Origin of the sequence: Stutzerimonas azotifigens DSM 17556 (assembly GCF_000425625.1) — a bacterium.
Lineage (GTDB): Bacteria > Pseudomonadota > Gammaproteobacteria > Pseudomonadales > Pseudomonadaceae > Stutzerimonas > Stutzerimonas azotifigens.
In genome coordinates, this window is record NZ_AUDU01000017.1 from 118,732 (window position 1) to 140,864 (window position 22,133).

General features: G+C 61.3%; 29 protein-coding genes. 27 read left to right on the top strand and 2 right to left on the bottom strand.

The genetic code is table 11. The features are described from left to right. Positions 1–17 precede the first annotated feature (17 nt). Positions 18–911 (bottom strand): cation transporter, encoded by an 894-nt coding sequence (locus tag H610_RS0101440; protein WP_180983607.1) that lies wholly within the window; start codon positions 909–911, stop codon positions 18–20. Between the two features lie 101 nt (positions 912–1,012). Between H610_RS0101440 and cadR the strand changes: the two genes are divergently transcribed. The 23 genes from cadR (at position 1,013) to H610_RS0101550 (ending at position 19,030) form a co-directional block, all read left to right on the top strand. Further along, positions 1,013–1,420, top strand: a complete 408-nt coding sequence (gene cadR, locus H610_RS24670; RefSeq protein WP_003291512.1) for a Cd(II)/Pb(II)-responsive transcriptional regulator — start codon at positions 1,013–1,015, stop codon at positions 1,418–1,420. A gap of 105 nt (positions 1,421–1,525) precedes the next feature. Next, positions 1,526–1,873 (top strand): DUF3703 domain-containing protein, encoded by a 348-nt coding sequence (locus tag H610_RS0101450; protein ID WP_003291514.1) that lies wholly within the window; start codon positions 1,526–1,528, stop codon positions 1,871–1,873. Continuing rightward, positions 1,870–2,382: a signal peptidase II gene (gene lspA, locus H610_RS0101455; protein ID WP_003291516.1), complete on the top strand. Its 513-nt coding sequence runs from the start codon at positions 1,870–1,872 to the stop codon at positions 2,380–2,382. The genes H610_RS0101450 and lspA overlap by 4 nt, the downstream gene beginning before the upstream one ends. Continuing rightward, positions 2,379–3,131, top strand: a complete 753-nt coding sequence (locus H610_RS24675; protein ID WP_169338845.1) for a helix-turn-helix transcriptional regulator — start codon at positions 2,379–2,381, stop codon at positions 3,129–3,131. The genes lspA and H610_RS24675 overlap by 4 nt, the downstream gene beginning before the upstream one ends. A gap of 68 nt (positions 3,132–3,199) precedes the next feature. After that, entirely contained in the window at positions 3,200–3,664 is a 465-nt protein-coding gene (locus tag H610_RS23050) for a hypothetical protein (RefSeq protein ID WP_236614253.1), read from the top strand. Between the two features lie 136 nt (positions 3,665–3,800). Next, positions 3,801–4,445: a DsbA family protein gene (locus tag H610_RS0101465; RefSeq protein ID WP_028238046.1), complete on the top strand. Its 645-nt coding sequence runs from the start codon at positions 3,801–3,803 to the stop codon at positions 4,443–4,445. A gap of 49 nt (positions 4,446–4,494) precedes the next feature. After that, the gene (locus H610_RS0101470; protein ID WP_003291010.1) at positions 4,495–4,956 is read left to right on the top strand and encodes a methyltransferase family protein; all 462 of its coding nucleotides are present in this window, start codon (positions 4,495–4,497) and stop codon (positions 4,954–4,956) included. Positions 4,957–5,384: 428 nt separating this feature from the next. Further along, positions 5,385–5,906, top strand: a complete 522-nt coding sequence (gene pilL2 / locus H610_RS0101475) for a PFGI-1 class ICE element type IV pilus protein PilL2 (protein ID WP_003291012.1) — start codon at positions 5,385–5,387, stop codon at positions 5,904–5,906. Beyond that, a complete protein-coding gene (locus tag H610_RS0101480; protein WP_003291014.1) occupies positions 5,903–6,556 on the top strand; it encodes a hypothetical protein in 654 nt (217 codons plus the stop codon). The genes pilL2 and H610_RS0101480 overlap by 4 nt, the downstream gene beginning before the upstream one ends. A 9-nt stretch (positions 6,557–6,565) precedes the next feature. Then, entirely contained in the window at positions 6,566–7,291 is a 726-nt protein-coding gene (locus H610_RS0101485; RefSeq protein ID WP_003291016.1) for a TIGR03759 family integrating conjugative element protein, read from the top strand. Continuing rightward, positions 7,291–7,854, top strand: coding sequence for a transglycosylase SLT domain-containing protein (locus H610_RS0101490; protein ID WP_003291017.1), 564 nt, complete (start codon positions 7,291–7,293; stop codon positions 7,852–7,854). Before H610_RS0101485 ends, H610_RS0101490 begins: the two co-directional genes overlap by 1 nt. Then, the gene (locus tag H610_RS0101495; RefSeq protein ID WP_003291018.1) at positions 7,851–8,378 is read left to right on the top strand and encodes an integrating conjugative element protein; all 528 of its coding nucleotides are present in this window, start codon (positions 7,851–7,853) and stop codon (positions 8,376–8,378) included. Before H610_RS0101490 ends, H610_RS0101495 begins: the two co-directional genes overlap by 4 nt. Positions 8,379–8,388: 10 nt before the next feature. Beyond that, positions 8,389–10,560, top strand: a complete 2,172-nt coding sequence (traD, locus tag H610_RS0101500; protein WP_003291020.1) for a type IV conjugative transfer system coupling protein TraD — start codon at positions 8,389–8,391, stop codon at positions 10,558–10,560. Then, on the top strand, positions 10,557–11,306 hold the full coding sequence (locus tag H610_RS0101505) for a TIGR03747 family integrating conjugative element membrane protein (RefSeq protein WP_003291022.1): 750 nt from the start codon (positions 10,557–10,559) through the stop codon (positions 11,304–11,306). The genes traD and H610_RS0101505 overlap by 4 nt, the downstream gene beginning before the upstream one ends. A 131-nt stretch (positions 11,307–11,437) precedes the next feature. Beyond that, a complete protein-coding gene (locus H610_RS0101510; protein WP_003291023.1) occupies positions 11,438–11,809 on the top strand; it encodes an integrative conjugative element protein, RAQPRD family in 372 nt (123 codons plus the stop codon). Beyond that, complete coding sequence (locus H610_RS0101515) at positions 11,806–12,039, top strand: TIGR03758 family integrating conjugative element protein (protein WP_003291024.1); 234 nt, start codon at positions 11,806–11,808, stop codon at positions 12,037–12,039. The genes H610_RS0101510 and H610_RS0101515 overlap by 4 nt, the downstream gene beginning before the upstream one ends. Positions 12,040–12,051: 12 nt before the next feature. Continuing rightward, the gene (locus tag H610_RS0101520) at positions 12,052–12,414 is read left to right on the top strand and encodes a TIGR03745 family integrating conjugative element membrane protein (RefSeq protein WP_028238047.1); all 363 of its coding nucleotides are present in this window, start codon (positions 12,052–12,054) and stop codon (positions 12,412–12,414) included. Between the two features lie 16 nt (positions 12,415–12,430). Beyond that, positions 12,431–12,826, top strand: coding sequence for a TIGR03750 family conjugal transfer protein (locus H610_RS0101525; RefSeq protein ID WP_003291028.1), 396 nt, complete (start codon positions 12,431–12,433; stop codon positions 12,824–12,826). Then, a complete protein-coding gene (locus H610_RS0101530) occupies positions 12,823–13,497 on the top strand; it encodes a PFL_4703 family integrating conjugative element protein (protein WP_028238048.1) in 675 nt (224 codons plus the stop codon). Before H610_RS0101525 ends, H610_RS0101530 begins: the two co-directional genes overlap by 4 nt. Further along, positions 13,494–14,351: a TIGR03749 family integrating conjugative element protein gene (locus H610_RS0101535; protein ID WP_003291031.1), complete on the top strand. Its 858-nt coding sequence runs from the start codon at positions 13,494–13,496 to the stop codon at positions 14,349–14,351. Before H610_RS0101530 ends, H610_RS0101535 begins: the two co-directional genes overlap by 4 nt. Beyond that, the gene (locus tag H610_RS0101540; protein ID WP_003291032.1) at positions 14,351–15,775 is read left to right on the top strand and encodes a TIGR03752 family integrating conjugative element protein; all 1,425 of its coding nucleotides are present in this window, start codon (positions 14,351–14,353) and stop codon (positions 15,773–15,775) included. Before H610_RS0101535 ends, H610_RS0101540 begins: the two co-directional genes overlap by 1 nt. Next, positions 15,756–16,175, top strand: a complete 420-nt coding sequence (locus H610_RS0101545; protein WP_003291033.1) for a TIGR03751 family conjugal transfer lipoprotein — start codon at positions 15,756–15,758, stop codon at positions 16,173–16,175. Before H610_RS0101540 ends, H610_RS0101545 begins: the two co-directional genes overlap by 20 nt. After that, positions 16,175–19,030, top strand: a complete 2,856-nt coding sequence (locus tag H610_RS0101550) for a conjugative transfer ATPase (protein WP_003291035.1) — start codon at positions 16,175–16,177, stop codon at positions 19,028–19,030. The genes H610_RS0101545 and H610_RS0101550 overlap by 1 nt, the downstream gene beginning before the upstream one ends. Positions 19,031–19,246: 216 nt before the next feature. Here the strand turns inward: H610_RS0101550 and H610_RS0101555 are convergent, their stop codons facing one another. Then, positions 19,247–19,519, bottom strand: coding sequence for a hypothetical protein (locus tag H610_RS0101555; protein ID WP_003291037.1), 273 nt, complete (start codon positions 19,517–19,519; stop codon positions 19,247–19,249). 253 nt (positions 19,520–19,772) lie between these two features. Here H610_RS0101555 and H610_RS24685 point away from each other — a divergent pair, with 253 nt between their 5' ends. From H610_RS24685 to arsB, 4 genes are read left to right on the top strand one after another with little or no spacing between them, the layout of a single operon-like run. Beyond that, complete coding sequence (locus tag H610_RS24685; protein ID WP_003291039.1) at positions 19,773–20,186, top strand: arsenate reductase ArsC; 414 nt, start codon at positions 19,773–19,775, stop codon at positions 20,184–20,186. Between the two features lie 7 nt (positions 20,187–20,193). Then, the gene (locus H610_RS0101565) at positions 20,194–20,550 is read left to right on the top strand and encodes a metalloregulator ArsR/SmtB family transcription factor (RefSeq protein ID WP_003291040.1); all 357 of its coding nucleotides are present in this window, start codon (positions 20,194–20,196) and stop codon (positions 20,548–20,550) included. 40 nt (positions 20,551–20,590) lie between these two features. Next, the gene (locus H610_RS0101570; protein WP_003291041.1) at positions 20,591–21,073 is read left to right on the top strand and encodes an arsenate reductase ArsC; all 483 of its coding nucleotides are present in this window, start codon (positions 20,591–20,593) and stop codon (positions 21,071–21,073) included. Continuing rightward, the gene (arsB, locus tag H610_RS0101575) at positions 21,070–22,131 is read left to right on the top strand and encodes an ACR3 family arsenite efflux transporter (RefSeq protein WP_003291043.1); all 1,062 of its coding nucleotides are present in this window, start codon (positions 21,070–21,072) and stop codon (positions 22,129–22,131) included. Before H610_RS0101570 ends, arsB begins: the two co-directional genes overlap by 4 nt. The last annotated feature ends 2 nt before the right edge of the window (positions 22,132–22,133 follow it).

The window sequence follows — 22,133 nt, forward strand, 5'->3', positions numbered from 1 at the left end:
GTTGTCGATTCGGCTGGTCAGGCTTTCAATGCCAGAATTCGGCGCGCACCGTTCAGCACGATGAGACCAACGACCGTACCAATCACCAAATCTGGATAGGGAGAACCGGTCCACGCAACCAAAGCACCTGCGGCAATAACGCCAATATTCGCGATCACATCGTTGGCCGAAAAAATCCAACTCGCTTTCATGTGTGCACCGCCTTCGCGATGGCCATAGATCATCAACAGACAGCTGACGTTCGCGACGAGTGCAAATAAGCCAATCCCCATCATCAGCATCGACTCAGGTTCGCTGCCATACATGAAGCGTCTAACCACCTCCACGAGTACCCCCAGAGCCAATACGATCTGGACGATACCCGCCAGGTGCGCAGCGCGAACCTGCAGCTGCGCAGCTCGACCGACCGCAAAGAGAGCCAGGCCATAGACGGCTGCATCAGCAAACATGTCCAGCGAGTCGGCGATCAGGCCCGTCGACTGAGCGATCAAGCCCGCGCCCAACTCGATGACAAACATCGCGGCATTGATACCGAGCAGGATTTTGAGCGTGCCGGCCTCCTTGGAAGCAGTCAGCTCTTCACTGGCGCTATTGGTCGAAGCTGCTTCCTGGCTGGCCGGTTGAGTGCCGAGAAGCGTTGCCCCTAAACCAAGCGACTCCAGCTTGGTCGCGATTTGGTCAACCGGACCGTCATGGAAAGCGCGTACCTGTCTGCTGCTCAGATCAAAGGACAACGAATTGAGCTCAGGCAAGCCATTGAGCGCGAGCCGAATCATTCGCTCTTCTGAAGGGCAATCCATCTTGGGCACAGAAAAACTGCTGACCCAGGTTCCTTCCTTCGAAGGCGCGGTTGCCGCTTCAGTGGTTGCCGCCTCAGGGCCACAGCCACGGGATGTATCACAAGAACTCATGATTCGCCTCTCCTATAGGACTTAATGCTACCGATTAAAAACCATGTAGTAGCTATAGGGTCAAGCCTGGATATACTGGCCCTTTTACCAAGGGACAGACCATGCGCATCGGCCAACTTGCACAGCAGGCTGGGGTGGACATTCAGACGATTCGTTTTTATGAACGTCAGGGGCTGCTTCCACCGCCTAATCGTGAGGACAATGGCTATCGAACCTATAAAGCAGACCATGCGGACAAACTGCTGTTCATTCGTCGATGCCGCTCTTTTGGCATGTCACTGGAAGAAATTGGTGTTTTGCAGAGCTACCAAGAACAGCCGCAGCAACCCTGCGTTGCGGTCAATGAGCTCCTTGATAGACATATCACCCAGGTCAGGAACCAGATTGCGTCCTTGCAGGTCTTGGAAAGCCAACTGGTGACGTTGCGGGGCTGCTGCGATAACGGACGACAAAGCCTGGACTGCGGGATACTTTCGGGCCTGCTGGGGGGCGACAAACCTCTTTTATGATTTCGGCTTCAAGTCATTTTTCGCGTCGCCTCAATCCATAGCGCTTGACCCTATAGCGGCTATAGGGTGTTCACTTAGGCCATCTGCTGCGTAAGTGAGATCCAGATGAATACCGCTCTCCGCATTGCCATCGATGAGGCCTTCTACCAAGCGAGGAAAGCACTCAAAGAACAGACGCCAACCGAGGCTTTCTCCTGGCTGGAGCGAGCCCACATATTGAACCAGCGAATGCCTATTCTTCATGCTCAGAGCCATTGGCTGATGCTAAGGGCTGGCTGGCAGTTGCGCGACTTTCGGGAGGTGCTCAGCCAAGTACCGCGAATCATAGCGGCCCTGCTGTTCTCGAAGATCTGGGTGCCGCTCGGAAACAGCGGACGCGCCAGGGTCAGTGCTTTTGCGCCGATGCCCATCTCACCGGAGCTGCAGAGACTTCTTCAAGGAGAAACGCGATGAGCTCGTCTCCTAGAAGGTTACTTTTTGTTGCTCCCTGGTTCTGGTGGATGCTATCGCTGACCATTGCCTCGGCCGACCAAGCGTTGAAGAGCGCAATCACGGGTTCGCTCCCGGTCGGCACCGTGACTCCTCTCACCCCGTTTTTCAATCTGGTTCATTTCTGGAATACCGGTGCAGCGTTCAGCTTCCTGGCTGACGCGGGCGGTTGGCAGCGTTACTTCTTCATCGTTATAGCTCTGGTCGTTTCGATGGTGCTGGCTCTGGTATTGCGTAAAACCAGAGCCAACAGCGAAGCCTTAGGCTATAGCCTTATCTTGGGCGGGGCAGTTGGGAATCTGATTGATCGCGCATTTCGAGGCCATGTAATCGACTACTTGGATTTTTACTGGCAGTCCTGGCATTGGCCTGCGTTTAACCTGGCAGATACTAGTATCGTCGGTGGTGCCGCCATGTTGATCCTGAGCAGTTTGCTGAGCCCAAATGCGGAAGCTGGCCGAGTCAAAGAATGAAAGGCTCGCCCTCAACGGATACGGTGCGCTGGACAGGCAAGGCCTGGGTAGGGCCCGGCATCGGCATCTTTCATGGCCGTGCCGGCCCCCAGGAGTGGCACCACCATCAGGCGCATCAGATTTCAGTGGGCCTCGACTCACCTGTATCGGTTGAAACCCCGTTGGGCATTCAAACAGGGGCAGCCATCTTCATAGCCGCGGGCCTGAAACACCGACTTAGTGCTGGACGAGTTCTGTCGATCTATCTGGATGCACTATCCGATGAAGCCCCAACTATGCGTATGCGGGGTACCGAAGAAGCGAGAGTGATTGTGATCGCCCCGACGGACGTATTGGCGATTATCGACGTGCTGCGCGAGACAGGACACACCGCACTCCAGGTTAGGGCGGGGGTGCGTCAGGCACTGCGGCTACCCGATCCACCGATTCCAGATCCTCGCTTGACCAAGGTGATAGAGGCGCTGCGTAGAGGTCAAATGGGACGCGACGGAATGGCCGAGTTGGTGCATTTGTCTCCTACACGATTTTCCCATTGGTTCGTGGAACAGACAGGCTTGCCGCTGCGCAGCTATGCGAAATGGTTACGTCTCACACAAGCCCTACAGCATCTAGCCAAAGGGGGGCTGCTCATCGAAGCGGCCCATGAGGCGGGCTTTTCTGACTCGTCGCATTTCTCCCGGACATTTAAGGCGCTACTGGGCATCGATCCTTCCTCCGCCCTGGCTGAAGTCGATCTTCAGGAATCGTAGCTCTTTCGTTCAAGCTGAAAACGGACCATCCCACATACAGTCATGGCTCCCTCTTCAGGAGCTGAGCGATGTCTATCTCCCTGCGATTCGCCATCCGGTGGCTGAGCTATCCACTAGTGTTTGGCAGTTGTACCGCCTTCATGGTCTGGGCACTGTATGCAGGAATACCGTATTGGCCCACCACCCTCATAGTCTCCGCGGCGGGGATGCTACTCATTGCTGGCTTGGAGCGCATCCAGCCTTTTCGGCGAGCCTGGCTGGAAGATCATCAGGACACCCTGACGGATCTGCTGCACATGCTGGTGAACCTGTCTGTCATTCAATTCACTGCGGAGTTCCTGGCCGAGTTAGGCGATGCGGTACCGGCTTCGATTCGGCTCTTCCCGATCGAGAGCCCATTGTGGTTGCAATTGCTACTAGTCGCCGCCGTGCTCGATTTGAGCCTGTATGTGATGCACCGCATCAGCCACCCTCGGTGGGTGGCGTTCGGCTATTTTGCCAAAATCAGAAAGTCTTTTTCAGACTGTCCCTAAAACCCTGTAGCGCCGGAACCTCCTGTTCCGGGGCCGACATGCTGATTTTCGGCAGCGTACCGTTGCCGCTTTTGTCCCTGGCGGTTTTCATTGCCATTGTCCTGCTTCTTGTCCTGATTCGTCGGCGAACCCTTGTATGAATAGACGTGCCGTCGTGCTGACCATCAGCGCGGTAACCATTGCCGGATTCGTCGTGGCGGCAATGCTCTACCAGCGGTTTTCCACCCCCCAGGAGGCTCAGGTCGTCACCCAGGCGAGCAGCTCGCTGGTGCGTTTCCACTCACCAATCATTGGGCCGATCAACGCTCCGGTCACCATCGTCGAGTTCTTCGACCCTTCGTGCGAAAGCTGCCGAGCGTTTTTCCCCTACGTGAAGCAAATCATGGCGCAGTACCCGCAGGACGTACGCCTGGTCGTGCGCTATGTGCTGTTCCACCGGGGCTCGGAAGAGGCCGTGCGCTTACTGGAGACGGCGCGCATGCAGGGGCTTTACGAGCCGGTGCTGGCCGCCGTGCTGGAAGCACAGCCGCTGTGGCATGACGACGCGCAAGCACAGAAAGCCTGGGAAGCGGCCGCCGCAGTGGGTCTGGATGTCGAGAAGGCCCGCGCCACAATGAACTCGCCGGCCATCGACGAGATACTGGCCAAAGATGCTGCGGACGTGAAGAAAGTCGGCATTCAAGGTACGCCCACCTTTTTCGTCAACGGAAAGCTTCTGACTAAATTCGGCCCAGAGCCTCTGTTGGAGTTGGTGCAAAGCGAATTGCAGAAAGTGCGCTAAAACACCAAGACTGGCGCAAACGCCGTGACTGCTTTAATCGGGAGTTTTTATGCGAGCACTGGAAAACAAGATACCTCCGCCGATTGTGACTGCTCTGTTCGGGCTGCTGATGTGGCTGGTCGCCCGATATGTGCCGAGCCTCGACCTGGCGCTCTCTGTGCGTGTGCTGTTGGCGCTGCTCGTGTCGGCCATTGGCGTTTGCTTCAGTGTGGCCGGAGTGCTGTCGTTTCGGCAGGCGCAGACCACCGTCAATCCGCTTAAACCTGAAACTGCATCAGCGCTGGTGCGCTCGGGTATCTATCGGTACTCACGCAACCCGATGTACGTCGGCTTTGCTCTGTTATTGCTGGCCTGGGCCTGCTACCTGGCCTCACCGTTAGCATTGCTCGGGGTGCTGGGGTTCGTCCTGTATATGAATCGCTTCCAGATCAACCCTGAGGAGCGCGCCCTGACAACCCTGTTCGGCAGCGAATTCCAGGTCTATCAGGCGCAGGTGCGTCGCTGGCTCTAAGTTGGCTAGTCCACCGTGTTAGAACGGCCATCTGGAAGCCAGCGGTCTTCCAAAGCAATAATTTGTGGCAACGACCTAGAGGTTGAATGCCCGCTTTCGCCGATTTCTGCCAATTGATGCCCCAGGTAGTACCGTCCTAGCTCGTCTGCCTGTTTGATGATCCAAGCTGTATCGAACCTCTGTGGTCGAGGCAGGCATCAGAGGCGCCAGCCTTTGTTTTATCCACAAAACCTGTGGATAACCCTTTCGATAACTCCTGAATGCACACAACCGAGGGCGTCTTATTCACCTGACGATTTTTTGACCACTCCTGAGATTGGCTCAGCACAGGAGCTCATAAAACCGGCAACACAGCAGTTCCCTTTGTTTGCTGATCCGGTTCCACAGAACGCCGATGGTCTCGCCTCGACCTTGCCGAGAGCCGAGCCATGCACACCGCCCTTCCCTATCACAGTTGCCTGCTGCTGGCCGCTCTGGCGACCGGCTGCGCAACGCCTCCACCGCTCTCTCCCCCGCCCGATGAGGTGGCGGCTCCGGCACCGGAGAACATCCCGGTTGTCCGCTACGGCCGCTACACCCTTGTCGAGCTAATCCCGACGGCCGCTCAGCAGGATCTGCTGTTGCAGATCGTCGACGTGTCCATTCCCGACACTCTCAACGCCAACGTCGCTGACGCACTGCGCCATGTATTGCAACGCTCCGGCTACCAGCTCTGCAGCGGAAGTGAAACTGATGCGCTGGGCAGACTCCCGCTGCCGGCGGCCCACTACCACCTTGGCCCGCTGCAACTGCGCGATGCCCTGCTGACCCTAGCCGGGACAGCGCGGACGCTGCACGTCGATCACACTGCACGCCGCGTCTGCTTCACCCAGCCTCCCCATACGCCAGCCGAAGCCCCACCCGCCACTGCGGATACCGCTCCCGGTGCCGCTAGGGAGTCACAGCCATGACGACGATGCTAGGTAGCGAGCAACACCGGCACGGCACGCTGATGCGCACCGCCATCATCACTTGGCTGTTGCTCATCAGCGCCGCCGTCGTGATCGATCACGTCGCGCTGTCGGGTCTGGCGACACAGGTCGAAACCAGCGCCACCGGCCTGCAGGTCGCCGTGCTGGAAAAGCGCTTGGCCGACCTAGTCCAGCAGGTCGAACAAGCCCAACAGCAACCTGACGCACTGCCCCAGGCGCGCTACGACGTCGAGCATCAGGCCTTGGAGCGGCGACTGAACGTCATCGAGCAGGCCCTCGGCAGCCGCCCGACCGCGGAGAGTCTACTGCCGCTGGTGGCCCGCATTGAGCAGTTGGAAATACAGCTCAACGAACCTCGCCCAGCACCACCGCCGGTGCCCCGCCCGCGAGCTTCCGTCCCCGCTAAACCAAAGTCCATCGAGCCGCCATTCCGGGTGATCGGTGTCGAGCTACGTGCCGGCGAGCGGTTCCTTTCGATTATGTCAGCCACCTCGGGCACGCTCTCGCAGGTTCACCTGCTGCGCCCCGGCGAGACGGAAGCCGGTTGGCACCTCGAAACCATCGAACGGAGCGCTGCCGTGTTCCGACACGGCGACGACACTCGTCGCCTGCCCATTCCCGCGCAGTAGGACAAGCAGATGAAGCTGCACCATATCGTCCCCGTACTGATCGCCCTGCTGATCAGCAGCCTTGTCCAAGGAGCGGAAACCCTCACCGCCAACAACCTGCCCACGCGCGAGCGACTGATGACCACCGAGCGCGCCGACGAGCAGCACACGCGAGGTTGGGGGCTGAGCGCCGAGGAATGGGCGCGCTACCGGACGCTGATGCGAGGGCCGCTGGGTATCTATTCTCCCAACCTCGACCCACTTACCGCGCTAGGCATTGAGGCGCGCTCCGACCAAGAACGGCGACGCTATGCAGAGTTGCAGGTCGAAGCAGAAGCCCACCGCGTCGAAAAGCTGCTGGCGTACCAACGGGCTTACGACGACGCCTGGCAGCGGCTCAACACCGATATGCCGCGCGTCATCCTGCCCGATGCCGGCCTGGCATTCTCGCCGGTTGTGCCAGCGGCGAACGGACGGCTCGCCGTATTCGTCCAGGACGCTTGCCCCGCATGTGATCGGGCAGCGCAGCGGCTGCAAGCTGCTGGTATGGAATTCGACATTTACGTCGTCGACAGCCACGCCGACGACGCACGTATTCGCGCCTGGGCACAACGTATTGGCATCGACCCGGCCAAGGCGCGCAGCGGCCAGATCACGCTCAACCACGATTCGGGACGCTGGCAATCGCTGAATCTGCAGGGTGACCTGCCGGCAATCGTACGCAAGGTCGGCAACCAGTGGCAGCGGCAGCCGTAATGTCGCGCCGCCACGCGCTCGTGCTGCTGGCCTGCGCACTGGCAGGCCCCATCCAGGCGCGGGAAATCCCACCGCCGGCCTATCAAGTCGCTGCGAAGCGCGCCGGTATTCCCTCGACCGTGTTGTACGCCATCGCGTTGCAAGAGAGCGGCATCCGTTTGCGTGGCCGTCTGGTGCCATGGCCGTGGACGCTCAACGTCGCTGGCAAGGCGCAGCGCTACGCCACCCGTGCTGAGGCTTGCGGCGGGCTGCGCCAGGCACTCAGGCGCACACCCGCCAAGCGCATTGACGCCGGTCTCGGCCAGATCAATCTCGGCTACCACCCGCAGCGTTACGCACAGCCCTGCGACCTGCTCGACCCTTACCGTAACCTGGCCATCGCCGCCGAGATACTGCACGAGCAGCACATTCCGGGCGACGACTGGCTGCTCGCCATCGGTCGTTACCACCGGCCTGCCGGCGGCGCACCAGCCGCGCGCTACCGTCACAGCGTCGGCCAGCACCTGGCCCGCGTACTGGGTACCCCCCAGCTGGAAATCACTTCGCGAGGGAATCTGCCATGAAATCCCTGACCATCCTCGTCGCGTATCTTTCGCTGCCGTGGCTGTCGCTGGCCACCCAGGCTGACGCGCTGATCATCGTCGCAGACCATGGCGGTACGTCGGCCTTGCCGTACTACGAAGCCTTGAACTTGCAACCGCGCGCCGAGGTGAGCGCGCCACCCATCGAGATTCCGCGTCCGCCAGCCAAACCGTTCAACGAAGCCGATATGCTGCCGGTGCGCTCGATGCAGCTGTCACCTGGCGATGTGGCGCGTAGGTTGATCGAAGCACCGGGAATGCCGCCGTTCTTTCTCGTCGGCGACGACAATCGCTCGCGCGCCTGGCTGCGTCAGCGCGCACTGCGCATACACGAGCTCAATGCCGTGGGCCTAGTGGTCAACGTCAAGTCGGCCGAGGCCCTGGCTGCGCTGCGTGCGCTGGTGCCGGGGCTGTTACTGTCACCGGTTGCGGGGGATGATCTCGCCGAGCGCCTTGGCTTGCGCCACTACCCGGTGCTGATCACGGCAACCGGCGTCGAGCAGTGAAGCGCCGACCATGGCCCAGAGCCACGCGATCGAAGTGCTGTTGCGGCCAGCCGTGGAGCTGTACAGCGTGGCGGTCTGCGCCGCCGCCGCGTTTCTGTCCCTGGTGGCACCGTGGTCACTGGCGCTGAGCCCATCGATTGGCCTGGGCAGCGCCCTTGCCTTTCTCACCTTCGGCACCATTCGCCTGCGTGATGCGCTGGTCATCCTGCGCTACCGGCGCAATATCCGCCGCCTGCCGCGCTATGTGATGACCAGCCGTAATGTGTCTGTCAGCCAGCAACGGCTGTTCATAGGCAGAGGCTTTCGCTGGGAACAACGGCACACGCACCGCCTGACGCAGACATTCAGGCCCGAGTTCCGCCGCTATGTGGAACCTACGCCCGCTTACCAGTTGGCACGCCGCCTGGAAGAGCGGCTGGAGTTCGCGCCGTTTCCACTGTCGAAGATGGCCAAGCTCACCACTTGGGACGTTCCCATCAATCCGGTGCGCCCGTTGCCACCGGTCGGCGGCCTGCCGCGGCTGCACGGCATCGAGCCAAACGAAGTCGATGTCAGCCTGCCACTCGGAGAACGAGTCGGACACTCACTTGTGCTGGGCGCGACACGGGTCGGCAAGACCCGATTGGCCGAGCTGTTCGTGACTCAGGACATTCGACGGCGCAACGCCGCCGGAGAGCACGAGGTGGTGATCGTATTCGACCCCAAAGGGGATGCAGACCTACTCAAGCGGATGTACGTGGAGGCCAAACGCGCCGGGCGCGAACGTGAGTTCTATGTTTTCCACTTGGGCTGGCATGATTTCAGCGCACGCTACAACGCAGTGGGCCGGTTCGGGCGGATCAGCGAAGTGGCCACGCGTATCGCCGGACAGCTCTCAGGTGAAGGCAATAGCGCCGCTTTCAGGGAGTTCGCCTGGCGGTTCGTCAACATCATCGCCCGTGCCCTCGTCGAGCTGGGCCAGCGCCCCGACTACCTACTGATTCAGCGGCATGTCGTCAACATCGACGCGCTCTTTATCGAGTACGCGCAGCACTACTTCGCCAAGCACGAACCGAAGGCCTGGGAAATCATCGTCCAGCTCGAAAGCCGGCTGAACGACAAAAATATCCCGCGCAATATGATCGGGCGAGAGAAGCGGGTCGTAGCCTTGGAGCAATACCTCTCACAGGTACGCACCTACGACCCCGTACTCGACGGTCTGCGCAGTGCCGTGCGCTATGACCGGACGTATTTCGACAAGATCGTCGCCAGCCTTTTACCGTTGCTGGAGAAACTCACCACCGGCAAAACCGCGCAGCTACTCGCACCGAACTATTCCGACCTCAACGATCCCAGGCCAATCTTCGACTGGATGCAGGTCGTCCGCAAACGCGCGGTGGTCTATGTCGGCCTTGATGCCCTGTCGGATGCGGAAGTTGCCGCTGCAGTCGGCAACTCGATGTTCGCTGACCTGGTATCGGTCGCCGGCCATATCTACAAATTTGGCATCGACGACGGGCTGCCCGGCGCAACAGCGGGAGCACGAGTCCCTATCAACGTCCATGCGGACGAGTTCAATGAGCTGATGGGTGATGAATTCGTGCCTCTGGTCAACAAGGGCGGCGGCGCAGGGTTACAGATCACCGCCTATACGCAGACGCTCTCTGACATCGAAGCCCGTCTTGGCAACCGCGCAAAAGCGGGCCAAGTTATCGGCAACTTCAACAATCTGTTCATGCTGAGAGTGCGCGAAACCGCTACCGCCGAGCTACTCACCCGGCAGCTTCCAAAAGTGGACGTCTACACCACGACGCTGGTCAGCGGGGCTACTGACAGCTCCGACGTTCGGGGGCCAACAGATTTCACCTCCAATGCTCAGGATCGCATCAGCACCGCCAGCGTGCCGATGATTGAACCCGCACACGTGGTTGGCTTGCCAAAAGGCCAGGCCTTTGCCCTGTTGCAAGGTGGCCAGCTCTGGAAAATCCGCATGCCGTTGCCGGTACCCGACCCTGACGAAATGATGCCCGAGGACTTACAGCAGCTTGCGAGCCACATGCGCCAGCACTATGTCGAAGCCAGCGACTGGTGGGAAAACCGTGGCACTCCCGGCCTACAGGATCAATCACTGCCCGACGACCTGCTCGATGGCTTCCGCCACCTCGCCACCACTGAGACAAGCAACGCCGAGGCACGGCCATGAAGGACCCGGCCAGCACCACGCAACGCGAACAAACCCACCAGCGAGGCTTGCTCGCCAGCATCATCACCCTGCCGCTGCGTATGCTCGGCGTGCTGATCGGCTCGCTGCTGCTGTCGATCATTATCGAGTGCGTCGGCATGCACCTGTTCTGGCCTGATCAGGGCTGGCGTCACGCCCAGGGCATGCTCGACTACGAACTGAACCACCTTTCCAGCCACTTCACCCGCAGCGCGGTGGTACAGGAGCCCGGCCGCACCGCACATCAGCTTGTCGAGGGTGCTTACGAATGGATCTTCGTGAAGACTGGCCTGCTCGACTGGATGAGCCAGGCATCGGCGCGCTCCCACGCACCCAGCCATGGTGATGGCCGAGACATCCGTTTCTACATCAGTCAAGTCTACGTCTGGAGCGAGAGATACCTGATCGCCGCCGCATTCACGGCATTGACGTTCATGGTTCGACTGCTGGTCCTGGTACTGACGCTGCCACTATTTCTGCTGGCTGCTTTCGTCGGCATGATTGATGGTCTGGTGCGGCGCGACATCCGCAAGTTCGGCGCGGGCAGAGAGTCAGGCTTCGTCTACCACCGCGCCAAGGCGAGCCTGATGCCATTGGCGGTCCTGCCATGGATCATCTACCTCACCCTACCCGTCAGCGTACATCCGTTGCTGGTGCTGCTGCCGAGCGCGGCGCTGCTCGGCCTGGCGGTGAACATCACCGCAGCCAGCTTCAAGAAATACTTGTGATTCGCTAGCCAGTGGGTAGTGACGCTTGAGTCCGCCTGTAATAGGGGCACACCCAGGTTCCCATTGTTTAAGGCAGCTCCTCAGGCATACCGAGAGCATTTAGCCACTTCTCGCAAATTGCGGATTGGCCAATGTCGAAGCGACTTCCCCCACCAGCCGACAGGCATCACGCGCCCGGTCTGACCCTGGCGCTGCTGCTCGGCCTGTGCGTATCCGGCCACACCAGCGCCGACGATGCCACGCCCGAACACGCCCGGCTCGCCGCCGCGCTGCGCCAGCTCAACAGCATCGAACGGCTCGTCGCACAACAAGCCGCGCAGCAGCGGGACGAACGCGCCCGCTACCACTTCGACTACGCCCGTCTCACCGCTGACCTTGAGCGCGTGCGCGCCGGCATCCACGACTACCTCACCCCAACGCGTGCGCAACCGCGCGACCCCGCCCTGCTGCTTGGCGACTACCGCCAGCCTACCGCCGCCCTCGAGCCGCAGGTCGCGCCATGAACGCCGCGCAGACCGCCGCGTTCCAGGCCAACAGCGGCATCACCCCTTCCGACATGGCGACCGTGCTACTCGGTGCGGTGTTCGCCGTCCTGCTCGTGTGGGGTGCCTGGGCGATGCGCAGCGCCTACGTCGGTTGGGCAGAAGAACAGCTTTCCCAACGTCAGTTCCTGGTCGTCGTGGTGCGCTTTGCCGTGCTGTACCTGGTGCTGACCTTTTTCCTGCTCTCGTAAGAGGTAGCCATGATGAAGCCGCTCACCCGCATTTCCCGCCCCCTCCACTTCGCTAGCCTGGCTGCACTGCCGATGTTCAGCGTGCTGACACCTCTCGCCCACGCCGAGCTGCCCACCCTGGAAAACCCTTCGCGCGGCACGGGCGGCGGCATCATGGAAACGTTGCAGAATTACGGCTACGACATCGTGATGCTCATTGCATTGCTCGTGGTCGCCTCGATGTTCGTCGGCGTCTGCTACCACGCCTACACCCGCTATGCGGAAATCCACATTGGCCGCTCAACCTGGGGCCAGTTTGGCCTGACCGTGGCGGTCGGTGCGATCCTGCTCGTGGTTGGCATCTGGCTGCTGACCGAAGCCATCGGCGTTCTCTGAACCAAGGAATGCCGACATGGCTGAAGACATCCGCCCGGACGGGACGGTGGCGTTCCTGCCCCACCGTCTCAACCGTCACCCCGTGGTGGTGCGAGGGCTGACGGCAAACGAACTGTGGGTCTGTGCGGGATCATCGGGGGTGATCGGTCTCGCGAGTGGCATCCCGCTGGCCTTCATATTTACAACGATTGCCATCGTCCCCACAGCCATCCTACTGGCGGTCACCGCTGGCATTTTCATCGGTGGCGGCACGCTGCGCCGGCTCAAACGCGGCCGCCCAGAAACATGGCTGTACCGGCAGTTGCAGTGGTGGATCGCCGCCCACCTGCCGCAGCTCGCACCTTTCACCGATGGCCACACACTGGTGATTCGCTCCGGTTACTGGAGCACACGCCGGGGCAAGGCGCTGTGAGCCGGTTCAAAAACGAAGTGCTGCGGCTCGAAGCCCACATCAAGACCCTGCGTATCGGGACCAGCGCGCTGGTCGTACTGGCGCTGGTCATGGGCGTCGGCTGGTGGAGCGCTCCACGCGACCTGACCATCCATGTACCGCCAGACCTGCGCTCAGGCAGTACGCGTCCATGGTGGGACGTGCCGCCTGAGAGCGTTTACGCCTTCACCTTCTACGTCTGGCAGCAGCTCCAGCGCTGGCCCACCAATGGCGACGAGGACTACCCGCGCAACCTGCACGCGCTGTCGCCCTATCTCACGCCCGCCTGCCAGGCGTTCCTGCAGCAGGACTACGAGTACCGCCGCAATGCTGGAGAGCTGCGGAGACGCGTACGCGGCATCTATGAGATTCCGGGCCGCGGTTACGGCGACAACCCGACGCTGCGCGTGCGCACCGTCTCCACCCGCGAGTGGGTCGTTAGCCTCGACGTCACGGCAGACGAATACTACGCCTCGGAGCAAGTCAAGCGCGCCCTGGTCCGCTACCCGCTCAAGGTCCTGCGGATTGACGTCGACCCTCAGCGCAACCCGTTTGGTCTTGCCATTGACTGCTACGAGGGCGCGCCGCAGCGCATTGCCACCCCTGTCGATCCGGCGGCAGCGCCCGCTCCTTCCCCGGAAAACATGCCATGAACCGCTTATTGCCACTGGCTCTTGCGGCGCTCACCCTGGTTCTGTTCAGCGCCGTCCATGCCACCGAACTCGTGCGTTGGGAAAGGTTGCCGCTGGCCGTACCACTCGTGGTTGGCCAGGAGCGCATCGTCTTCGTCGAGCGCAATGTCCGCGTCGGGGTACCCGCATCGGTCGGTAGCCGCCTGCGCGTGCAGAGCGCCGCCGGGGCCATCTACCTGCTGGCGAGCGAGCCAATCGAACCGACCCGGCTGCAACTGCAGGACGCCGATACCGGTACCGTCATTCTGCTCGACATCGCCGCCGAACCCGAGCAGGAGGGTCAGCTACCGTTGGAGCCGGTGCGCATAATCGAGAGCGCATCATCCGCTGCTCAGACGGATGCAGATGACAGTGCCGCAGCCGCCCCGCCCGTGCGGGCAACACCGCAGCCGGTGATCCTGACCCGCTACGCGGCACAGAACCTCTACGCACCGCTGCGCACGGTCGAACCCGTACCGGGCGTCACACGCGCCACCCTGCGCCGCGACCTGCCGCTGGACAGCTTGCTGCCGACGCTGCCGGTACAGGCCCAGGCGCTCGCGGCATGGCGTCTGGACGACCTGTGGGTCAGTGCCCTGCGCCTGCGCAACAACGCCGCGCACTGGCTCGACCTGGATCCTCGCGCCCTGCAAGGCCACTTCCTCACCGCGACCTTCCAGCATTCGACGCTGGGACCGAACGGCACGCCGGACGACACCACCGTCGTCTACCTCGTCACCCGTGGACATGGGCTGGCGCAGGCCCTGCTGCCGACCATCGCGCCCGTCGATGCCTCCCTCAACCTGCCCGTTCCGCAAGATGAAGGAGGCCGCTGATGCACAGCAATGGCCTGCTCAAATGGCTGATGATCCCCCTGGCGCTGCTGCTGGTGTTCGTCGGCATCAAGCTGTTCTCCGGCGGCAACGACGTTCCCGGTTCGCAGGAAGAAAGTACCCGGCTCACGCCCGATGAAGCCAAAGCGCTCGGTATCGAGGGCGACACCCCACGTGACACCGTGGCGACGTTAGTCGCTCAGGTCCGTCAACTACGCACCGAGTTGCAGACCGCACTGGGCGACAACAAGGCCCAGCGTGACGAGAACCAACGGCTTCGGCAACGCGAAGGCACCATCGACCGGCGCATCCAGAGCGCGCTCGACAGCGAACGCAATCAGATGCATCAGGATCGGCAGCAGGTCACCAGCGAGCGGCAGAAAACCCAGGGGCTGCTGCAACAACTGCAGCAGCGGCTCGATGGCATCGGCAAGGATAACCCCGCCGATCTACCGGTCGGCCTAGGCCTTGAGCCGGGCGACGGTCTGGCTGGCGATACTCTGCGCTGGATCGAGCCGGAGGACCGGCGCGACGACGGCAAGCAGCGCAACACCGGCAATGCCAGCAGCCCCAGCTTCCCGACCCGCTTCGGGCCGGCGCAGAAGACACTTGAAACCACTGCCAGCTCCGCTGTCGACGCCGGCCGCCGCGCGGCGGGTGTGCCAGAGACGACAGCCGTCTACACCGTGCCGACCAACTCGACCCTGATGGGCTCGATCTCCATGACGGCACTGATCGGCCGCGTACCGATCGACGGCACCGTCAGTGACCCGTATCCATTCAAAGTCCTGATCGGGCGGGACAACCTCACCGCGAACGGCATTGATATTCCGGATGTTGCCGGCGCCGTGGTCAGCGGCACCGCCTCAGGCGACTGGACCCTCTCCTGCGTGCGCGGGCAGATCCGTTCGGTCACGTTCGTCTTCGAGGACGGCACGATCCGCACCCTCCCGAAAGACGACGAGCGCGGCGGCAACCGCCAACAAAGCAACAACGGCAACGACACACAGGACGGCATGGGCTGGATCAGCGACCCGCACGGCATTCCCTGCGTCAGTGGCCAACGCCGTAGCAACGCGCAGCAGTACCTAGGCACGCAGGCCCTGATCACCGCGGCCGGTGCCGGCGTCGCCTCGCTGATCGACTCAGACAGTGGTCAGGTCTCCTACATGAGCAACGACGGCTCCATCGGGACCGTCGGCATCGGCTCAAACGAAGCCATGGGCCGTATCCTCGCTGGTGGCGTGCAAGACATGTCTGCTTGGGTCAACAAGCTCTATGGTCAGGCGTTCGCAGCGGTCTACGTCAAGCCCGGCGCACGCGTCGCAGTGCATCTCGAAGAACCCCTGACCATCGACTACGACCCGAAAGGTCGCCGCGTCGATCACCGTCTTGGAGGAAGCTCACATGCGCAAGATCTGGACTAACAGCCTGACGCTGCTGGCCGTCGTGCTCACACTCGGCGGCTGCGCGACAAGCAAGGACGAACTACTGCCGCACGACGACAGCACCATGCTCGATATCTGGAACGTCGAGACCGGCGGCGGAACCGCCCGGCAACTGCTCGACGCGCGCCAAGCCCTGCGCCGGCCGTTGACCGAGGCCGATGTACACGCTGCGTACATCGTGCAGGCCCGCTACACACGCACGGCCGCCAACGAAATTTACCGACAGTTCCATCGGCTGCCGAACCCCGATCTGCTGATGTACGTGTTCCCGCACATGGCTGGAAGCGACCCGGTGCCGGTGCCCGGCTACACCACGCTGTTCCCTCTGTACCAGCGCGTGCAGTACGCACTGCCTGGCGAACGGGTTGAGGATTACTAATGGCCTGGCCCCTGTTCAAGCACCGGCGCCAGGTCGAGGAACCCGCGCCACCTGCGGACGCCTGGGCTCGCCACGTCGCCGAGTTATACACCCACGGCATTGCCGAACCTGGCACCGCACACGTCTCGCGTCAGCCGGCCACTCAGGCCGACGAGAAGGCGCTCTACGATGTTGCACCCTCGTTCACCGACCTGCTGCCGTGGGCCGAGTACCTGCCCCAGTCACAGTGCATGCTGCTTGATGACGGCACCTCGGTGGCGGCCTTCTACGAGCTGCTCCCGGTCGGCACGGAAGGACGCGAACCCGCCTGGCTGCTGCAGGTCCGCGACACGCTGGAAAACGTGCTGCAGGATGCCTTCGACGAATTAGAAGACAACCCCTGGGTCGTGCAGCTCTACGCCCAAGACGACCCCAACTGGGACCGTTATCTCGACGAGCTGCGCGCCTACATCCAGCCCCGCGCCCAAGGCACCGCCTTCACCAAGTTCTACCTGCGGTTCTTTGGCCACCATCTGCAGGCCATCGCCAAGCCCGGCGGTCTGTTCGAGGACAACACCGTCACGCGCCTGCCCTGGCGCGGTCAGACCCGGCGCACGCGGATGGTCGTCTACCGCCGTGTCGGCCACGCGCCGCATCGCCGTGGGCAAACGCCCGAGCAGGCCCTCATCCGGGTCTGCGACCGCCTCGTCGGCGGCTTGGCCCATGCCGGTGTACGCGCCCGGCGTCTTGGCGCGGCGGACATCCACGCCTGGTTGTTACGCTGGTTCAATCCCCATCCAACCCAGGTAGGTAACACCGCAGAAGACCGGGAGCGGTTCTATGCCCTGACCGGCTATCCGGACGAACAGGAGCCCGGCGAGATCGAGCTGGCCAGCGGCACGGATTTCAGCCAGCGGCTGTTCTTCGGTCAGCCACGCTCGGATGTCGCTGAGGGCCAATGGCACTTCGATGGCATGCCGCACCGCGCCATCGCCGTCGACCGCCTACGCACACCGCCATCGACCGGGCACGTCACCGGCGAAACCCGCAAGGGCGACGCGATCAATGCGCTGTTCGACCAACTGCCGGAAGACACGATTCAGTGCCTGACGCTGGTCATCACCCCCCAGGATGTGCTCGAAGCGCACCTCAACCACCTTGGTCGCAAATCCGTGGGCGACACCCTGGCATCGGAACAGACCCGTGCCGATGTGCAACAGGCCCGCAGCCTGATCGGCAGCGCTCACAAGTTGTACCGGAGCGCACTCACCTTTTATCTGCGTGGTCGCGACCAGTCCGAGTTGGACGCTCGCGGCCTGCAACTTGGCAACGTGCTGCTCGGTGCCGGGCTGCAACCGGTACGCGAAGAAGATGAGGTCGCACCGCTCAACACCTATCTGCGCTGGCTGCCCTGCGTCTACGACCCAGCGCTGGACAAGCGCCAGTGGTACACCCAGCTGATGTTCGCCCAACACGCCGCCAACCTGGCACCGCTGTGGGGGCGCAGCCAGGGCACCGGCCACCCCGGTCTCACATTGTTCAACCGCGGCGGCGGCACCATCACCTTCGATCCGCTCAATCGCCTCGACCGGCAAATGAATGCGCACCTGTTCCTCGCCGGCCCGACCGGCTCCGGCAAGTCGGCCACGCTTAACAATCTGCTCAACCAAGTTACCGCGATCTACCGACCAAGACTGTTCATCGTCGAAGCCGGCAACTCCTTTGGCCTGTACGGCGATTTCGCCGCGCGACTGGGCCTCACCGTACATCGTGTGAAGCTCTCGCCCGGCGCGGGCGTCAGCCTCGCTCCTTTCGCCGATGCGCACCGGCTGGTGGAAACGCCCAGCCAGGTGCAGACGCTCGACGCTGATGCGCTGGACGAAGACGACGCGGCTACCGATGGCGATGAGCAGCGCGACGTGCTGGGTGAGCTGGAGATCACTGCCCGCCTGATGATCACCGGAGGAGAAGAACGCGAGGAAGCGCGCATGACGCGTGCGGATCGCAGCCTGATTCGCCAATGCATCCTCGACGCGGCAGAGCGCTGTGTCGCCGAGCAACGCACGGTGCTCACGCGGGACGTCCGCGATGCCCTGCGCGAGCGCGGCCGCGACACAACCCTGCCCGAGGTCCGCCGTGCCCGGCTGCTGGAAATGGCCGATGCGATGGATATGTTCACCCAAGGCAGCGACGGCGAGATGTTCGACCGCCCCGGCACACCGTGGCCGGAAGCTGACATCACCATCGTCGACCTGGCTACCTATGCCAGGGAGGGCTACAACGCTCAGCTTTCCATCGCCTATATCTCGCTGATCAACACCGTCAACAACATCGCCGAGCGCGACCAGTTCCTGGGCCGCCCGATCATCAACGTCACCGACGAGGGGCATATCATCACCAAGAACCCATTGCTCGCCCCCTATATCGTCAAGATCACCAAGATGTGGCGCAAACTTGGGGCCTGGTTCTGGCTGGCGACGCAGAACCTGGACGACCTGCCCAAAGCCGCCGAGCCAATGTTGAACATGATGGAATGGTGGTTGTGTATGGGCATGCCGCCAGACGAGGTAGAGAAAATCGCCAAGTTCCGCGAGCTCACTCCGGCGCAGAAAGCCCTGATGCTCTCTGCCAGAAAGGAAACCGGCAAATTCTCAGAAGGTGTAATTCTGTCGCGTAGCATGGAATTATTGTTCCGCGCGGTGCCCCCCAGCCTCTATCTCGCGCTCGCCCAAACCGAGCCGGAGGAAAAGGCCGAGCGCTACCAACTTATGCAGCAGCATGGCATCAGCGAACTCGACGCCGCGCTCAAGATCGCCGAGAGCATTGATCAGGAACGTGGCATCAGCCCGCTTCCGCTGGAATGGACCAGGCAGTAACGGAGCTGCACATTGACCTCACGTTCAACACCACACCGCCATCTATGATCTCCGCACTCAAGCCGGCCCGAACCAGCCGGATAATACCGGTCGCTCACCTCTATACGTGCGCTTCAATGTGTTCGCTGTGGTCAGCTTACGGCGGGCTGCAACCACAAGATTGCACCCATGCGGGCGCGCAAAAGAAAGGCCGCCCGAAGGCGGCCTTGGTAAAAATTACTTCTTCAGCGTTTCCAAGTAGGCCTTGAGAGTCTTCTCATCGGCCGCCTTGACGGTCATGCCGTTAGGGCCGGTGCCGATGTCGGTGAACTGCTTGGCCGGCTCACCGGTGGCTTCGAAGTCCTTCAGCTCCTGGGAGCCCTCGCGGAACACCCACAGTCGGCCGTCTTCGACTTCGGTGACGAAACCAGGTTTGTCGAACTCACCGGCTACGGCGGTGCCGGCGAAGAGGGAGGCCAGCATTAGCGCGGACAGGGTCAGTTTTTTCATCGTAGATTCCTGCATTGGGTTGAGGTGGGACGCAACCTAAATCCGTACCGATGACGCTTTCATTACAAAATTCATATATGCGAATTTACAGATGTAATAAAACGTTTCAGAGGTTAGCGAGAACGTGAACCGGCTAAAGCGAGCTGCTATACGACGGGTTGTCAGCACCAATGGTGATTGAGGCAAGCGTAGGTTTACCTTTTATGTGAAAAACCATATATTCGTTTTTCCGAATTTGTCAGAGACATTTCCCATGGCTCACAAGTCTCGCGTGCTCTTTGTTTGCGTTGCCAATGCCGCCCGTTCACAGCTGGCCGAAGCACTCCTGCGGCACACCGACGCCAAACACTTCGAAGCATTCAGTGCTGGTACTGCCCCGACAGGCGTTGATCCGCGCACCGTCGCCGCGCTCCGGAACTTGGGCGTAAATGCCGATGGCTTGCGCAGCAAATCCATTGATGAGTTCGCCGGTCAGCAATTCGATTACGTCATAACCCTGTGCGATAAATCGGCATTGGAATGCCAGGCGCTGCCGGGCTCCGCTGAGGTTCTCGCATGGAATTTCGAAGACCCAGTCAGCAGCGACCAGCCCGACGCCTTCCGTCATGCTCTTCACGAGATTCATGAAAGGATCAAAATGTTCGTTCTAGTAAAAACCAAGCGCTAAGACTTTCATGGCCGACCACCTGACTCCTACCACCGTATTCAAATGCCTGGCTGACGAAACCCGCGCCCGCGCGATGTTACTGATCGCCGAAGAAAGCGAGCTGTGCGTGTGCGAACTCACCTTTGCTCTCAACGAGAGCCAGCCAAAGATCTCCCGCCATCTGGCGCAACTGCGCACCTGTGGACTACTGGAAGATCGCCGGCAGGGGCAATGGGTGTACTACCGGTTGCACCCGAATCTGCCGGATTGGGTGGCCCGCATCATCGAACTCACCCTTTCTTCAAACCGCCACTGGCTCAGCCCAGATGCGAAGCGCTTGAGCCAGATGGGTGACCGCCCTGCGCGTACCGCCTCCTGCTGCTGAAGCTCACCTGGGCTCATCCAACCCAAGGGATACCTGATTGATGAAGATTCTGTTTCTCTGCACCGCTAATAGCTGCCGAAGCATCCTTTCAGAGGCCGCGTTCAACGCGATGGCGCCGGCCGGCATGAAAGCCTATAGCGCCGGAAGCCACCCCAAGGGAATTGTTCACCCGCTCAGCCTGAAGGCGCTGCAAAAGGAGGGTATTTCGACCGAAGGGCTGTCGAGCAAGTCGATCGACTCGCATGAGTCGCTGAATCCTGACTTCGTAATCACCGTATGCGACAAGGCGGCGGGCGACGCTTGCCCAGTGTTCTTTGGGCCGGCGGTGAAGGCTCACTGGGGGCTGGCTGATCCTTCAGAGCTGCAAGGCACTGAGGCGGAAGTCGACGCCGCTTTTGATCGTACGCTCGCAATCATTCGCGCTCGGGTGCAAGCCTTTCTCGATTTGCCGCTGCAGCAGCTCAGCCCCGACCAACTGAAAGCCGAGCTAGCGCGCATAGCTGCACTTGAGGTAGCCGCATGAGCAAGAGTCGTCTCTCCTTTCTGGATCGTTACCTGACGTTCTGGATTTTCCTTGCGATGGCACTGGGCGTAGGCCTGGGAAGCGTGTTCGAGGGTCTGCCAGCCTGGTTGAACAGCCTGTCTGTAGGCTCCACCAATATCCCGATTGCCATTGGCCTGATCGTGATGATGTATCCCCCTCTGGCCAAGGTGAAATACGAAGAGCTGCCCCAGGTGTTCCAGGACAAGCGCATCCTGGTGCTCTCCCTCGTTCAGAACTGGGTCATCGGGCCGGTGCTGATGTTTGCCCTGGCTGTCATCTTTCTGCGCGACTATCCGGAGTACATGACAGGTCTTATCCTGATCGGCCTCGCTCGCTGTATAGCCATGGTGTTGGTGTGGAACCAGATCGCCGGTGGCAACAACCAGTACGTGGCGGGCCTCGTGGCCTTCAACAGTATCTTCCAGATCCTGTTCTTCAGCGTGTACGCATGGATTTTTCTGGGGCTGCTGCCGCCGCTGTTTGGCCTGCAGGGTAGCGTCATCGAGACCAACTTCTTTGACATAGCCGAATCGGTGCTGATCTACCTCGGTATCCCGTTTCTGGCCGGATTCCTGACCCGCAAAGTGCTGATCGGGCAGAAGGGAGAAGCGTGGTACGCCGAGCATTTCATTCCGCGAATCAGCCCTCTGACCTTGGTGGCCCTGCTGCTCACCATCGTCGCGATGTTTAGTCTCAAAGGCGATATGGTGCTGCAGCTGCCGCTCGACGTAGTTCGAATCGCCATCCCGCTGACGATTTACTTCATCGTGATGTTTTTTGTCAGCTTCTGGATGGGCAAGGTGCTGAAGGCCGATTACCCCCGTACTACTGCTCTGGCGTTTACCTCAGCGAGCAATAACTTCGAGCTGGCCATCGCGGTAGCCATTGCCACCTTTGGCCTGGCGTCTCCGGTGGCCTTCGCCACGGTGATCGGTCCGCTGGTCGAGGTGCCGGTCTTGATCTCGCTAGTTGGCGTTGCCCTGTGGCTCAAGCGTCGCTGGTTCGATAGCGCTGCCACCCCCGTACAACAGGAGTGACC